Raw genomic sequence first — 13,991 nt, 5'->3', positions numbered from 1 at the left:
ATGCGTAAAGCCGCCTTCCTTCTTCACAAATTTGCATTAGCTTAGCGACATTTCACATATAGCGACCCGTAACTTTGTTGCTACTCTGCTGACTCGGCTTCTTTTATTCCGGAGACATCAATGCTTCGTTCGCTATTTCCGGCGGTTGCGCCATGAGCCTTACTGCGCGACTCAGCCAGCTGATCCTCTCTTCTCAACCCGATAGCGCGGCCCGTCAGCGCGCGCGCGAAGGGATGCAGGATTTCCTTGCCGTTAGCTGGCCGGTGCTTGCCCGGCAGGTGCCTGACAGCGGTTTGCCGCGCCTTCAGGGGCTATACCGCGACAGAGGAGCGGCGTCGCGCGCCCTGCTGCTGGGTTATGCCGGACACGCGCTGGATTACGATGACTTTCATGCCGATTTTCGCGGCCATCCCAGCGTGGTGATTCTGCCCGCGCTGCTGGCGTGGACGGCGGAGAGCGGCAGTTTCAGCCTGACGCGTTTTCTGGACGCTTATGTGGTTGGGGTGGAGATGGCCGGTCGGCTTGGCCTGGCGATGACGCAGCGCCACTATACGCTTGGCTATCACAATACCGCCTCGCTTGGCACCCTGGCCGCCGCCGCCGCGCTGGCGCATTTTACCGGCGCAAACAGTCGCCAGACAGCGGTGCTGCTGGGCATTGCGGCCACCGACGCCAGCGGGCTGCGCGCCCAGTTCGGTTCGGCGGTGAAGCCGTTGCACGCGGGCCTGGCGGCAGAGCGCGCGGTGCGCGCCGCACAGCTGGCGCTGGCGGGATTTGATGGGCAGGAAGAAGGCGTTCTGGAGAGTTTTATCGCTCTCGCCAGCGCGGACGAAGCGCAGTCGGAAAAACTTAGCGACGGCTGGGGAACGCCCTGGCGCATCGTAACGCCGGGGCTGGAGTTTAAACCCTTCGCCACCTGTGCCGGTACGCACAGCGCGGCGGAGGCCGCGCGCGAGATCCGTCAGCGCTGGACGGGTTCATCCACGTCGCTGGTTAACAGCATCGACCGCATCACCGTGGCCTTTCCCCCCGGCGGCGATATTGCCGCCTCGGTGCGCCAGCCGCAAAACGGGATCGAAGCGCGTTTTAGCCTTGAATATGTTATCGCCGCCATGCTGATCTACGGCGATTTACGGATGGCGGACTTTGCTGAAGGCGATGTGAACCCGCAGATTATGGCGCTGGCCGCAAAAGTCACCCGTCAGCCCGACGAGCAGGCGCCGCCTGATGCGCTTAATCCCGCGCTACGCTTTCACGAGGTCACGCTGTTTCTTAACAACGGCGAAACCCTGAACGAACGCCGCACCCGACAACAGTCGCTGGCGACCCCGGTCAATGTCGCGGGCAAATTGCAGGCGGCGCTGGCTGATTACAGTGAACTGTTTCAACACAGCCGTCTGGCCGACGATAACGACCTGCGCGAAGTGGCGCGCAGGCTGACAGCCGCGCTGTAGCGCGGCGCTGTCAGCCTTGCGGCGGGGTAAAGGCGGCGACTGCCGGCGCCTCGCCGGTGAACTTCCGGACGCTGACCACTGTAATCTGTCCGGTGCAGCCCTGCGCCAGCGACGACGTGCCGATATCCTGCGTCAGCACGTTAGGATTGCCGTGGCGACAGAGCGGACGCGCGGCGGCCGGGTCCACCGGATCGTACCAGGCGCCGGTCGGCAAGCGCACCACGCCAGGCATAATACCTTCCGTCAGCCGGGCGCTCGCCAGCAGATGCCCACGCGCGTTGAACAGCTCAATAACGTCATCATCGGCAATCCCCAGCCGCTGCGCGTCCTGCGGGTGGAGGCTACACACCTCCCGCCCGTTGCGTTTGCCGCTGCAGCTGTAGTCGCCGAAATCGAGCTGGCTGTGCAGTCGCGTCGCGGGCTGGTTGGCTATCAGCCAGAACGGACAATGAGCGGAGGGCTGTTCGCGCGGCGCGCGCCATACCGGATGACCGGGGCAGTCGTCATAGCCGAAACCGGCGATCGCCTCGGAATAGATCTGAATCTTACCCGATGGCGTGGGCAGCGGATGCGCGGCGGGATCGGCGCGAAACGCGTTCATCATGCGCCCGCCGTCATGCAGCTGCGGCAGCGCCAGCACGCCCTGCTGCCAGAAAGTCGCGAAATCAGGCACATCGACCTGATGCGCCGCCAGCTTTTCCTGTAGCTGTCCGTAGAGATGGGCAAGCCAGCCGCGCGCGTCGCGGCCCTCGGTAAAGGCCGCCTCGCGCCCCAGACGACGCGCCAGCTCGCTGAAAATCTGGTAGTCATCCCGCGCTTCGCCATAGGGCGTCGCCACCGGCTGCATAGCGATCAGATGGCGATCGGTCGGCGCGCCGCCGATGTCTTCGCGTTCCAGCGTCATGGTAGCAGGCAGCACGATATCCGCATGGCGCGCGGTAGCGGTCCAGGCGTTCTCATGCACGATCAGCGTATCGAGACGGCAAAAAGCCTGACGCAGACGCGCCAGATCCTGATGGTGATGAAACGGATTTCCGCCCGCCCAGTAGGCCAGCTTAATATCGGGATAGGTAAGATGACGGCCGTTATAGTGAAATTTCTCGCCGGGATGCAGCAGCATATCGGCGATACGCGCGACTGGAATAAAGCGATCGATGCCGTTTTTACCCTGCGGCAGCGCGGGAAAGCTCACCAGATTATGGTGCTTGCCATAGTGTCCCAGCGCGCCAAGGGCATAGGTAAAGCCGCCGCCAGGCAGGCCGGGCTGGCCAAGAGCGGCCGCCAGCACCAGGCCGAGCCAGACCGGCTGCTCGCCATGCTCTGCGCGCTGTAAGGCGTGCGCCACGGTGATTAGCACGCGTCGTCCATGCAGCGCCTGGGCCAGCGCGCGGATCTGCGCGACAGGCACGCCGCAGATGGCGCTGGCCCAGGCGGCGTCGCGCGCCGCGCCATCTTCCTCGCCCAGCAGCCAGGCTTTCATCTGCGGCCAGCCGTGGGTGTAGCGCGCCAGAAAATCGTCGTCGGTCAGTCCCTGAACCGTTAGCTCATGCAGCAGCGCAAGGATCAGCGCCGCATCGGTGCCGGGGATCAGCGGCAGCCATTCGCCGTTCGCCTCGTCAGGCAGGTCGCTGCGCAGCGGGCTGACAGAGATAAAACGCGCGCCTCGCCGCGCCGCTTGCAGCATAAAGCCGCGCTCGGTGTGTTCGCTCAGTCCGCCGCTCGCCACCTGAGAGTTTTTTAGCGCCAGCCCGCCAAAGGCGAGCACCACTTCGCTGTGCTGCGCGATCGATTCCCAGCTTACGCCGCGCCGCGCGATCTCGTTCATATCGCCGACGATATGCGGCAGCAGCACCGAGGCCGCGCCGGAGCTGTAGCTGTTCACTGAACGCACATAGCCGCCCATGACGGTGTTGAGAAAACGGTGTACCTGACTTTGCGCATGGTGAAAACGCCCGGCGCTCGACCAGCCGTAGGAGCCGCCAAAAATAGCGGCCGGTCCGTACTGTTCGCCCACGCGGCGCAGTTCGTCGGCGACAAGGGCGTAAGCCTCTTCCCAGCTGACCGCGACATAGCTGTCCAGACCGCGGCACGCGTCGGCGCCCGGCCCTTTTTCCAGCCAGCCGCGCCGCACCATCGGACGCGCAACGCGCGCGGGGTGATTCAGCGCGTTGCGCAAATTGCCGAGCAGCGGGCTGGGATCGGGATCGGCGCTGAAAGGCGCGATTTTCAGGGAGTCGCCCTCGCGGCGCGCGCGAAACGCGCCCCAGTGCGAGCTGTGCATCACTTCGGTCATGATGTTCCTGCGGAGTAATAACGGATGCTCAGAGCACCGTTGCGATGAAGTTACGCACGCGACCGTTGTTGGGGTCTTCGAGCACCTGTTGTGTCGGCCCGGCAGCGACAATTTTGCCGCTCTCCATAAACACAATGTTGTCGGCGACTTCGCGCGCAAAGCCGATTTCATGCGTCACAATCACCATCGTGATGCCGGAATGTGCCAGCTGCTTAATGACCTGCAACACCTCGCCCACCAGCTCCGGGTCAAGCGCGGAGGTCGGCTCATCAAACAGCAGAACGCCGGGGTCCATCGCCAGCGCGCGGGCAATCGCCACGCGCTGCTGCTGCCCGCCGGAAAGGTTTTGCGGCCACTCCTCTTCGCGGCCCGCCAGGCCAACCTGCTGCAACAGCGCGCGCGCTTTCTCTGTCGCCTGCTGACGCGGCACCTTTTTGACGCGTATCGGCGCGTCGGCGATGTTCTGCAATACCGTGCGGTGGGGAAAGAGGTTGAACTGCTGAAACACCATGCCCACGTCGCGGCGCTGGCGCGCCACCTCTCGACTGTTCAGCTCATGTAGCGCCTGGCCTTTTTGCCGATAGCCCACCAGCTCGCCGCCGATGCGAATGGTGCCGCCGTCCAGTTTTTCCAGATGATTGATACAGCGCAGCAGGGTCGATTTGCCGGAGCCGGACGGTCCCAGTATGACCGTGACCGAACCGGCCGGCAGATCAAGATTGACCTCGTCAAGGATGGTTACGCCAGAAAAGCGCTTGGTGACATTGCGCAGCGCGATTGCCTCAGCCATGAGTGATACTCCTTTCGCTACGCGTCGGCGCGAAGCCGTTAAACAAGGCGCGCAGCAGCGTGCGCTGCGGGCCGCGCGAAACGCCACGCGAGAAATAACGTTCGATATAGTACTGCCCCACAGAAAGCACAGAGGTCATCAGCAGATACCACAGCGTCGCCACCAGCAGCAGCGGGATAACCTCATAGGTTCGCTGATAGATAATCTGGGCGGAAAACAGCACATCCTGTAGCGAGATCACCGATACCACCGCCGTGGTTTTTAGCTGGCCGATCACCTCATTGCCCGCCGGCGGCAGAATGGCGCGCATCGCCTGCGGCAGAATGGTAAAGCGAAAAATCTGCGCTGGGCGATAGCCCAGCGCGCGCGCCGCCTCAAGCTGACCGTTGCCTACACTCTGAATCCCCGCGCGCACAATTTCCGCAGCGTAGGCGGACTGGTGCATCACCAGCGCAATCACGGCGGCGCTGAACGGGCTGACCAGCGCGTTGGACTGCACGCTCCAGATTTCGCCTGCGCCCGGCAGCGACAGCGACAGCGTGGGATAGAGCGCGGCGATGTTGTACCAGAGAAACAGCTGCACCAGCATCGGCACGCCGCGAAAGAACCAGGTATAGGCCCAGCTTACCGCCACCAGCACCGGGTTCGATGAGAGGCGCATCAGCGCCAGCACCGTGCCAAAAGCGAACCCCAGCACCACCGAAATGGCGGTCAGCTGTAGCGTCATCAGCACGCCTTGCAGAATAGACGCCTCGGTAAAATTATCGGCGATCACGCCCCACTCAAAGCGCGGGTTGTTGATCATCGAATGCGCCATCGCCACGACGCACAGCAGCACCAGCAGCGCGCTTAGCCAGCGCCCATAGTAGCGTTTGCCGACGATACGCAGCTCATCAGTCTGGTCTGGCGTGGGATTCATAGAAAGATGTCCTGGTTACGTTTCGCCTCTTTCACCGCGCCGAAACCAATGCCCCACTTATCGAGGATTTTCTGGTAGCTGCCGTCTTTGATGAGCGAGTTGAGCGCGGCCTGCACCGCTGGCTCCAGCGGCGAATCTTTCGGGAACGCCACCGACACAGGCGCGTCGTTGACGCTGATCTCCCCGCTCATGGTCAGCGGCTTAATCAGCTTCACCTGCCAGGTGAGACCTTCATAGGGACCGAAGAACATCGGAACACGGCCGCTGACCACAGCCTGCACGCCAGCCGGACGGTCCGGGAACACTGCAACCTTAATCGGCGGCTTGCCAGCGCTTTCACAGGCCTTACTCGCCTCTTCCAGACGGGTAATCTGCGTCGTGCCGGCTCCTGCGCCGACTTCTTTGCCGCACACGGCGTCAAAGGTGGTAAAAGGCGCGATATTGGCAGATTTCAGAGAGATAATGCCGAGACGGCTGGCGTTATAATAACCAACAAAGTCCACCTGTTTCAGACGCGCCTGGGTGGCGTTGATATTCGACAGCGCCACATCGTAGCGACCGGTTTTCAGACCGGGAATAATATTGTCAAAACCGCCGGTATCGCGCCACTGCACCGTCACGCCGAGGCGTTCGCCGACGGCATTCATCACGTCGATTTCCCGCCCGGCCAGGGTTTTATTGTCTTCTTTATAGAAGGTGGTAGGCGGCGTGTTGGGGTTGGTTCCGGCGACGATGTAGCCACGCTTCACGATGTCGGCGGGAAGCAGACTTTTTAGCGCGGGGTCGGCCGTCACATGCAGCGAACTGTCGGTTGGCACTGAGGTTTCAGCCGCCATCGCGCTCTGGGCGGTCAGAGCGAGAGCAATAAGGGTGACGTTTTGCATGAGTTTCACGGGAACCTTTCTCCTGATTAATTAACCCCCTTGCGGGGAAACGCGTAGCCGGGGCGGCGACGCCAGCGTGCGATCATCTCTTCTTAATACGTAAATAAGGGTCTACATGGCCAGACGGCCTTATTCTCGTGGAGAATATGCAGCCTTAACAAATGCGAAAAAACGCTAACCAATGCTGAATTTCGGCATTAGCGCGCACCGCGATGCGATAACGCGGAGCGCGGGCGTCTGCGCTGCCTTGCAAGGCGCGCAGGTTATCCAGAACAACGCCATAAACGGCGCTAAGTTATTTCACTTCGGTCTAAAGGCGAGCCGCCACTGAGCCTGGCGTAGCAGGTAAAAAAGAGCGGATTTATCACCTTACCGCTTTCCCTTTCCCCGCCTGATGCGCCCTTGCTGGCGGCTACGACACTTTTTCTTTCCGTTAACCCGTTGTGGCGTAATGTAAATCTGCAAATTACGTATATACAATGATAATCATTATCACTATCATGCGCATTTACTTACACTCATTAACGTATCAGGGAGAAAGTTTAAATGAATGTAACGACTCGTTTCGGAAAGCGCCCTTGTGCTCTGCTGATGGCCGGGATATTAAGTGCCCCAGGCCTGAGCGCCGCTGAAGAAACCGAAAAACTGGCCGACGACGAGACAATGCTGGTCACCGCCGAACAGATCCTGAAGCAGCAGCCCGGCGTCTCTACTATCACCGCCAAAGACATTGAAAAAAGTCCGCCTGTTAATGACCTCTCCGACATTATTCGCAAAATGCCCGGCGTTAACCTGACCGGTAACGGCGCCAGCGGCAGCCGCGGCAATAATCGTCAGATTGATATTCGCGGCATGGGTCCAGAAAATACGCTGATTCTGATCGACGGCGTTCCCGTCTCATCCCGCAACTCGGTGCGCTACAGCTGGCGCGGCGAGCGCGATTCGCGCGGCGATACCAACTGGGTGCCGCCTGAAATGGTGGAGCGTATTGAAGTTATTCGCGGCCCCGCAGCCGCGCGCTATGGCTCCGGCGCGGCGGGCGGCGTGGTAAATATCATTACCAAACGCCCGACCAATGACTGGCATGGCTCGCTTTCGCTGTTTACCAACCAGCCGGAAGATAGCAAAGAGGGCGCAACCCGACGCGCTAACTTCAGCCTGAGCGGGCCGCTGGCAGGCGACGCCCTGACGATGCGCCTCTATGGCAACATTAATAAGACCGACGCCGACGCCTGGGACATCAACACGGCGCAAAACGGCTCTTACGCGGCTGGGCGCGAAGGGGTGCGGAATAAAGACATCAACAGCGTCTTCTCCTGGAAAATCACTCCAGAGCAGATCCTCGACCTCTCCTGGGGCTACAGCCGTCAGGGCAATATCTATGCGGGCGATACGCAAAACAGCAACGGCAATAACAGCGCCAATGGCCTGGTCGAATCGCTGGTCGGCAGCGAAACCAATCGCCTTTACCGCCAGTCCTATGGGATAGCGCATAACGGCATCTGGGACTGGGGGCTGTCAAAGCTGACTTTCAACTATGAAAAAACCAACAATACGCGTCTGAAAGAGGGATCGGCAGGCAGCGTTGAAGGAATGATTAACAGCGACACCTATGCCACCAGCCGACTGGAGAGCTACCGCAGCAACGCAGAGATTAACTTTCCGCTCGACTGGCTGCGCGAACAAACGGTGACGCTGGGCGCAGAGTGGAACTATGACAAACTCAACGATCCCGCCTCTATGCAGGCCTTTAATCAGTCAGGCATCACCATTGGCGACATCAGCGGCAACGCAGCGGAGCGCAGCAGCAGCAACAGCGCGACCCTTAGCTCGCTCTACCTGGAAGATAATATCGCCGCAACCGACTCCACAGAGGTGATCCCTGGGGTACGTTTCGACTATCACGATAAATTCGGCGCTAACTGGAGTCCGAGCCTTAATCTGTCGCAGAGGCTGGGCGACGATTTCACGCTGAAGGCCGGTATCGCCCGCGCGTTTAAAGCGCCGAACCTTTATCAGTCCAGCGAAGGCTACCTGCTTTCATCGCGCGGCAACGGCTGCCCGAAAAACCTCTCCAATAGCTGTTATCTGATGGGCAATGGCGATCTTGACCCGGAAGTCAGCGTCAATAAAGAGCTTGGGCTGGAATACACTCATGACGGCTATGCGGCGGGTATCACCTGGTTCCGCAACGATTATAAAAATAAAATCGTTTCTGGTCGCGAACTGACTGGCACCGCGTCAAACGGCAACGATATTCTGCGCTGGGAAAACGCGGGCAAGGCGGTGGTGGAAGGTCTTGAAGGGAACCTGACGATCCCGTTAGTGGCGGATACGCTGGAATGGCGCAGCAACGCAACCTATATGCTGAAGTCAGAGGATAAGGAAACGGGCAATCCGCTGTCGATTATTCCTGAATACACCATCAACTCTCAGCTGGAATGGCAAATTAGCCAGAACTTCTCCGGTAATATTAACTGGACAATGTATGGCCGGCAGAAACCACGGGAATTTGCCGAAACGCGGCTGGACGCGCGTGGAATGTCGACGCGGGAAATTGGCGCATACTCGGTGCTGGGACTCAATGTTAATTACGATATTACCAAAAATATGCGCGCGAATATCGGCGTCAGTAATCTGCTGGACAAGCGTCTCTACCGCGAAAATGACGGCGCATCAACCTATAACGAACCTGGCCGCGCCTACTATGCCGGTTTGACCTACGATTTCTGATCGATCTTGCGGTCGCGTGCCGGGGTGCGCGACCCTTTCTCGTCTTACTCTTTCTGTGGGCAAACTCGCCAAAGTTCCGCCTCGTAAGCAGCGATTGCAAATAAGAATGGAAACCGTCTCGCAAAGTGCTGTCACCGGGCTTTTCCCCTGCCGCTCGGCCCGCTATAATGCGCCGCTTATAAGATGTAACTGGTTAATTAAATGGCAATTATCGATCCCCACCTTGAACATCTAAAACGCTGTCTGAAGAAAGAAGTTATGGTTTCTTCAGAGCCGTTTTCCTGGGGAAAAACAATACATAAGGCGATTAAGTGTCCCGGCAGGCGTTATTACTTCTGGTGGCGTATCGCAAATTATCTCTATCTCAGCAAGCGTAACCGCAAACTGGCTATTCGACTGGCGCGTAAACTGCGCAATAAGTATGCCTGTGATATTCATCCCGGTACGCAAATCGGCGTCGGCCTGCGCATTTCCCATTTCGTGGGTATTGTTATTTCTCACCGCTGCATCATTGGCGAAAACTTTCACATCAAGCAAAACGTAACCATCGGCGTGCGTCATATCAATCAGTCTGGTCATATTCACATCGGCGATAAAGTCGAGGTGGGCGCTAACAGCTGCATAATCGGCGATGATATTTATATCGGTAATAATGTGCTGATTGGCGCGATGACATTCGTCAATAAGAACGTGCCCGACAATGCCGTGGTCATGAACAAAAAAGAGATGACGATTCTTCCCGTCGGCGTCTGATCCTCTCCTCCTTCAATGCGCGACCTGTGACTCACGCGGCGCGCATGCCTTGATGTGAATCACTCAAAACAGGCGTAGTCGTGCCTGATGCCCTGCTCTATTTTTTTCCTGTTTTTACTCTCTGAGGAAACAGGAAAATGATCCAGCAAACCTTTTATTCGACCAACGCCGCCAGGCCTGAACTGGGCGTTAGCCCGCTGTCATGGGTGAATGAGGTACTGCTTGACCTGGGCGGCGATACCCGCCCTGAGCAGTGTCTGCATGAAGCAAGCCAGGCCGGCTATCAGGGCGTTGAAATGAGCCGCATTTTGCCGCGCAGCGCCGAGGCGCTTCTCCCCCTGCTGAACCAGCATCAGCTGCGGCTTATATCAGGCTGGTACGACGGCTTTCTCACCGAACGCAGCGTGGAGGCAGAGCTGCAAGCGGTCCATCAGCATGCCTCGCTGCTTAGCCACTGCGGCGCAAAGGTTATGGTGTACGGCGAATGCGGCTGGATGGCGGAGCGCGCGCTGGATATTCCGCTGAGCCAGCGTCGGCTGCTGCCCGCCGACCGCCTTGCGGCCTATGCCGATCGCCTGTCGCGCTTCGCCGCCCAGCTTTATGCCCGATATGGCCTGCGGCTGGCCTACCACCATCACCTGATGATGGTGGCGGAAACCTGGGATGAGATTGCGCGCCTGCTTAACGCCTGCTCGTCCGAGGTGGGGCTGCTGCTGGACACCGGGCATGCCTTCGCGGCTGGCTTCAGCTATCAGCAGCTGATTGAGCGTTTCCCTGAGCGAATCTGCCATATCCACTTAAAAGACGTGCGCCGCGATCGGCTTCAGCAGGCGCGCGCCGGTGAGATGACCTTTAACGAGGCGGTGCTGGCCGGTCTGTTCTGCGCGCCTGGCGAAGGCGACCTGGACTTTGCGCCGCTGGCCCGCTTTATCGCCGCCAGCGGCTACAGCGGCTGGCTGGTGGTAGAGGCTGAACAGGACCCGGCTAAGGCACCGCCGCTCGCCACGGTTACGCGCGCCCATCACTATGTCACGCGCCATATACTTCCCCAGGAGAGCCTCGCATGAAGAGAAAAACCCTCAATGTTGGTCTGATCGGTTCCGGATTTATGGGTCAGGCGCACGCTGACGCCTGGCGACGCGCCAGCCTGCTTTATCGCGATCTGCCGTTTCAACCGGTGCTGCATACGCTGGCTGACGCGACCCCTGCGCTGGCGCAGCAAGCGGCGCAGCGCTTTGGCTTTCAGCAAGGCACGGCAGACTGGCGGTCTTTAATCGCCGATCCGGCGATCGATGTCGTGGACATCACCACGCCAAATCATCTGCACGTCGAGATGGCGCGCGCGGCCATTCGCGCCGGGAAACATGTTTACTGTGAAAAACCTCTGACGGTATCGCTCGCCGATGCGCAGATGCTGGTCGAGGAAGCGGAACGCGCGGGCGTGCATACCTTTGTCGCCTTTAACAACATTAAAACGCCCGCCGCACAGCTGGCGCGGCAGCTTATCGCGCGCGGCGACATCGGCACCCCGACACGTTTTCGCGGCTGGTTCGATCAGGGCTTCTTTAACGATCCTGAACTGCCGTGGAGCTGGCGCTGTTCGCGCGAGCAGGCCGGTTCCGGCTCGCTGGGCGATTTAGGCTCCCACGTTATCAGCGTGGCGCAATACCTGATGGGCCAGATAGACAGCGTGGTGGGTCAGGAGCAGATAGTGATTGAAACCCGTCCTGCGCCTGGCGCAGGCTCCGGCTATGGGGCGCAGGCTGACCGGGACGCGGCGCGGCTCAAGGTAGAAAATGATGATCAGTTTCAGGCGCTGGTGACCTTCGCCAGCGGCGCAGGCGGGGTGATTGAGTCGTCCAGGGTCGCCGCGGGCAAAGTCTTTGGCATCGCCTGGGAAATCTCAGGCACGGCCGGCACTCTGGCGATGGACGGCGAGCGCTTTAATGAGCTGAAAATTGCCCGCTACGGCGATGAGAAGCACGATCGCGGCTTTAAAACCCTGTATGCGGGATCGCAGGTTGAGGCCTTTAACGGCTTCTTCGCCTTTGATTTTGCCGGTGGCGGACTGGGATATTTCGATGTCAAAGTGATCGAGATCTATGACCTGATTCAGGTTCTCAGCGGCGCGCATCCGCCCGTGGCGGATTTTCGCTTTGGCCTGGATAACCAGCGCATCATTGAGGCTATGACGCGCTCTTCCGCCACAGGTCAGCGCATCAGGCTCGCCGATTTATCCAGATGAAAAGCGCAGCGCGTAAGGTTATGATGCGGCGCTGGCGATGCCAGTCTTGTAACCCTGTACGCGCCTTCGCGATAAAAAGCAGCCAGATGCGCAGGCGCGGGTTTCGAGGCCAGGCTACGCTGAATAAACCCGTAATTATGGAGAGTAAAGCCCGTGAAATTTGAAAATCAGGATGCGTTTAAACTGGCGGTGGCGTATATGGAGCGGAAAGAGAATGTCACCGGCATTACCGTCTATTTTAAATCCTTTATCGAGACCTACCAGAAATTTGATCGCTGGCTAAGCGCCGCCGATCCTGTTCAGGCTGTCGAGGAAGAGAAAAAAGCGGCAAAAGCCAATCCAGACTCCCTGCTCTGACGCGCCTGACGGCGGATAAGACGCGAACCTTTACTGTCGAACCTTACCCGCCGTCTTGCTCTTTCCCGCCTGGCGCTGTCTGGGCGCGCCCTGCTTGCTACATCAGTTCTCAGGCGCATTCGTCGCTTATCATTCGCTGCTGTTTTATGCTTAACTCCTGCTTCAGGTTTGCTTGTATGTGGTAAAAATGCACTATTTCAACGAGGTTATGGGGTTTATTGAAGGGAACGTCGCCCTTTCCGCCACCTTTAATATTATTATGCTGATCATCGCCGGTATGGTGGCGCATCTTGTCTGTAAATTCTTTGTCGTCAAAGTCGTGCGCAAAGTCTTTTTCAGCGCCCACAAGAGCGACGTGCCGCTGGATAAAGACGTCAGGATTTCCGAGAAGCTCTCTAATTTTATTCCGGTGATCACCGTCTATTACCTGTTGCAGTTTATGCCGGAGCTGCCGGAACATCTGCTTATCGCCATTAAGACGTTGTGCGGCATCTTGTTTTTTGTCTATTTATCCCTGTTCTTCAATGAAGTGCTGGAGATCGTCAACAACTCCTATTCGAAGAAATCGAAGCGTAAAAATCATTCGATAAAAGGCTATATCCAGATCGGCAAAATCCTGGTGCATATTCTTTCCGCGATTATGATCCTGGCTATTATGTCGAATAAATCGCCGGTGATTATTATCTCCAGTCTGGGCGCCGCCGCCGCCGTATTGATGCTGGTTTTTCAGCATACGCTGCTGTCGCTGGTGGCGAATATTCAGGTCTCCTCTAACGATGTTCTACAGCTGGGCGACTGGATTGAGATGCCGGATAAAAACCTGAGCGGCGAGGTGACGGATATTGCGCTGCATACCATCACCATACGCAACTGGGATAACACCATTTCCCGTATTCCCACCAAGAATTTTCTCACCGAGACCTATACCAACTGGCAGGCGATGTTCTCGTCGGGGGCGCGTCGCATCATGCGCAGCTTTTATCTCGATCTGGATTCCGTGACCTTTGTGAATCAGGAGATGCTGCAATCAATGGTGCAGCTGCGCGGCGTCAGCGAACCACTGACCGCCCTGCTTGATGGTCGGGATATTAGCGCGGTCGGCGATCGCTGGTTTGTCGAAAACGGCATGACCAATCTGACGGTGTTTCGCCACTATCTGACGGCCTGGCTGTCGCAGCGTGACGACATCCGCAAAGATATGTATATCGTGGTGCGCGCGCTTAAACCTTCGCCAGACGGGTTGCCGATTGAGATTTACTGTTTTACCTCGTCCACGCTGTGGGTCGATTATGAAAACTCGCAGTCTGAAATTTTTGAATATATCTATGCGGTAGCAGGCTTTTTCTCTTTGCGTATCTATCAGCATCCTGCCGGCGCTAATTTCTGGCGTCTTTCGCACGAACGCCATCAGACATCCCGCGATAGCAGCACGCCGTCCGCCTGACTGTTTTACGCTTAACATCCCTTGCTGCTGCTGCTGCGCGCGGCGGCAAGGAAACGCAACCTAACCAGCAGAAATCGTTGATTTTTTCCTGCCATCCCCTTGCGCAGGCGCAGCAGCAG

11 protein-coding genes are annotated in these 13,991 nt (G+C 58.4%); 7 read left to right on the top strand and 4 right to left on the bottom strand.

The genetic code is table 11. The annotated features are described in order from the left end of the window. Positions 1–152 precede the first annotated feature (152 nt). Positions 153–1,454 carry an MmgE/PrpD family protein gene (locus BBB56_RS12910; protein ID WP_123801354.1) on the top strand — a complete coding sequence of 434 codons (1,302 nt, stop codon included), beginning with the start codon at positions 153–155 and terminating at the stop codon, positions 1,452–1,454. 10 nt (positions 1,455–1,464) lie between these two features. On the opposite strand, the gene BBB56_RS12905 is transcribed toward BBB56_RS12910, so the two are convergent. Genes BBB56_RS12905 through BBB56_RS12890 form a run of 4 tightly spaced genes read right to left on the bottom strand, consistent with a single transcriptional unit; the run spans position 1,465 to position 6,340 of the window. Continuing rightward, positions 1,465–3,747: a molybdopterin-dependent oxidoreductase gene (locus BBB56_RS12905; RefSeq protein ID WP_123801353.1), complete on the bottom strand. Its 2,283-nt coding sequence runs from the start codon at positions 3,745–3,747 to the stop codon at positions 1,465–1,467. 28 nt (positions 3,748–3,775) lie between these two features. After that, a complete protein-coding gene (locus BBB56_RS12900) occupies positions 3,776–4,537 on the bottom strand; it encodes an amino acid ABC transporter ATP-binding protein (protein ID WP_123801352.1) in 762 nt (253 codons plus the stop codon). Further along, positions 4,530–5,456, bottom strand: a complete 927-nt coding sequence (locus tag BBB56_RS12895) for an amino acid ABC transporter permease (RefSeq protein ID WP_123801351.1) — start codon at positions 5,454–5,456, stop codon at positions 4,530–4,532. Before BBB56_RS12895 ends, BBB56_RS12900 begins: the two co-directional genes overlap by 8 nt. Next, the gene (locus BBB56_RS12890) at positions 5,453–6,340 is read right to left on the bottom strand and encodes an ABC transporter substrate-binding protein (protein ID WP_199756238.1); all 888 of its coding nucleotides are present in this window, start codon (positions 6,338–6,340) and stop codon (positions 5,453–5,455) included. The genes BBB56_RS12895 and BBB56_RS12890 overlap by 4 nt, the downstream gene beginning before the upstream one ends. A 546-nt stretch (positions 6,341–6,886) precedes the next feature. Here BBB56_RS12890 and BBB56_RS12885 point away from each other — a divergent pair. From BBB56_RS12885 to BBB56_RS12860, 6 genes are all read left to right on the top strand, one after another. Further along, positions 6,887–9,073 carry a TonB-dependent siderophore receptor gene (locus BBB56_RS12885; RefSeq protein WP_123801349.1) on the top strand — a complete coding sequence of 729 codons (2,187 nt, stop codon included), beginning with the start codon at positions 6,887–6,889 and terminating at the stop codon, positions 9,071–9,073. Positions 9,074–9,274: 201 nt separating this feature from the next. Then, on the top strand, positions 9,275–9,826 hold the full coding sequence (locus tag BBB56_RS12880) for a serine acetyltransferase (protein WP_123801348.1): 552 nt from the start codon (positions 9,275–9,277) through the stop codon (positions 9,824–9,826). A gap of 137 nt (positions 9,827–9,963) precedes the next feature. Further along, a complete protein-coding gene (gene iolE / locus BBB56_RS12875; RefSeq protein WP_123801347.1) occupies positions 9,964–10,893 on the top strand; it encodes a myo-inosose-2 dehydratase in 930 nt (309 codons plus the stop codon). Further along, positions 10,890–12,071 carry a Gfo/Idh/MocA family protein gene (locus tag BBB56_RS12870; protein WP_123801346.1) on the top strand — a complete coding sequence of 394 codons (1,182 nt, stop codon included), beginning with the start codon at positions 10,890–10,892 and terminating at the stop codon, positions 12,069–12,071. The genes iolE and BBB56_RS12870 overlap by 4 nt, the downstream gene beginning before the upstream one ends. Before the next feature lie 153 nt (positions 12,072–12,224). Then, entirely contained in the window at positions 12,225–12,428 is a 204-nt protein-coding gene (locus BBB56_RS12865; protein WP_033748479.1) for a hypothetical protein, read from the top strand. 187 nt (positions 12,429–12,615) lie between these two features. Further along, the gene (locus BBB56_RS12860) at positions 12,616–13,872 is read left to right on the top strand and encodes a mechanosensitive ion channel family protein (RefSeq protein ID WP_123801345.1); all 1,257 of its coding nucleotides are present in this window, start codon (positions 12,616–12,618) and stop codon (positions 13,870–13,872) included. Positions 13,873–13,991 lie beyond the last annotated feature (119 nt).

Origin of the sequence: Candidatus Pantoea deserta, assembly GCF_003813865.1 — a bacterium.
Taxonomy (GTDB): domain Bacteria; phylum Pseudomonadota; class Gammaproteobacteria; order Enterobacterales; family Enterobacteriaceae; genus Pantoea; species Pantoea deserta.
Note: the sequence above shows the minus strand (reverse complement) of the source record. Positions and strands in the feature narration are given on the sequence as shown.

Excerpts from the sequence above, each read along its gene's own strand:
- BBB56_RS12910 (WP_123801354.1), top strand. The coding sequence starts at position 153 with ATGAGCCTTACTGCGCGACTCAGCCAGCTGATCCTCTCTTCTCAACCC.
- BBB56_RS12905 (WP_123801353.1), bottom strand. The coding sequence starts at position 3,747 with ATGACCGAAGTGATGCACAGCTCGCACTGGGGCGCGTTTCGCGCGCGC.
- BBB56_RS12900 (WP_123801352.1), bottom strand. The coding sequence starts at position 4,537 with ATGGCTGAGGCAATCGCGCTGCGCAATGTCACCAAGCGCTTTTCTGGC.
- BBB56_RS12895 (WP_123801351.1), bottom strand. The coding sequence starts at position 5,456 with ATGAATCCCACGCCAGACCAGACTGATGAGCTGCGTATCGTCGGCAAA.
- BBB56_RS12890 (WP_199756238.1), bottom strand. The coding sequence starts at position 6,340 with ATGCAAAACGTCACCCTTATTGCTCTCGCTCTGACCGCCCAGAGCGCG.
- BBB56_RS12885 (WP_123801349.1), top strand. The coding sequence starts at position 6,887 with ATGAATGTAACGACTCGTTTCGGAAAGCGCCCTTGTGCTCTGCTGATG.
- BBB56_RS12880 (WP_123801348.1), top strand. The coding sequence starts at position 9,275 with ATGGCAATTATCGATCCCCACCTTGAACATCTAAAACGCTGTCTGAAG.
- iolE (WP_123801347.1), top strand. The coding sequence starts at position 9,964 with ATGATCCAGCAAACCTTTTATTCGACCAACGCCGCCAGGCCTGAACTG.
- BBB56_RS12870 (WP_123801346.1), top strand. The coding sequence starts at position 10,890 with ATGAAGAGAAAAACCCTCAATGTTGGTCTGATCGGTTCCGGATTTATG.
- BBB56_RS12860 (WP_123801345.1), top strand. The coding sequence starts at position 12,616 with ATGCACTATTTCAACGAGGTTATGGGGTTTATTGAAGGGAACGTCGCC.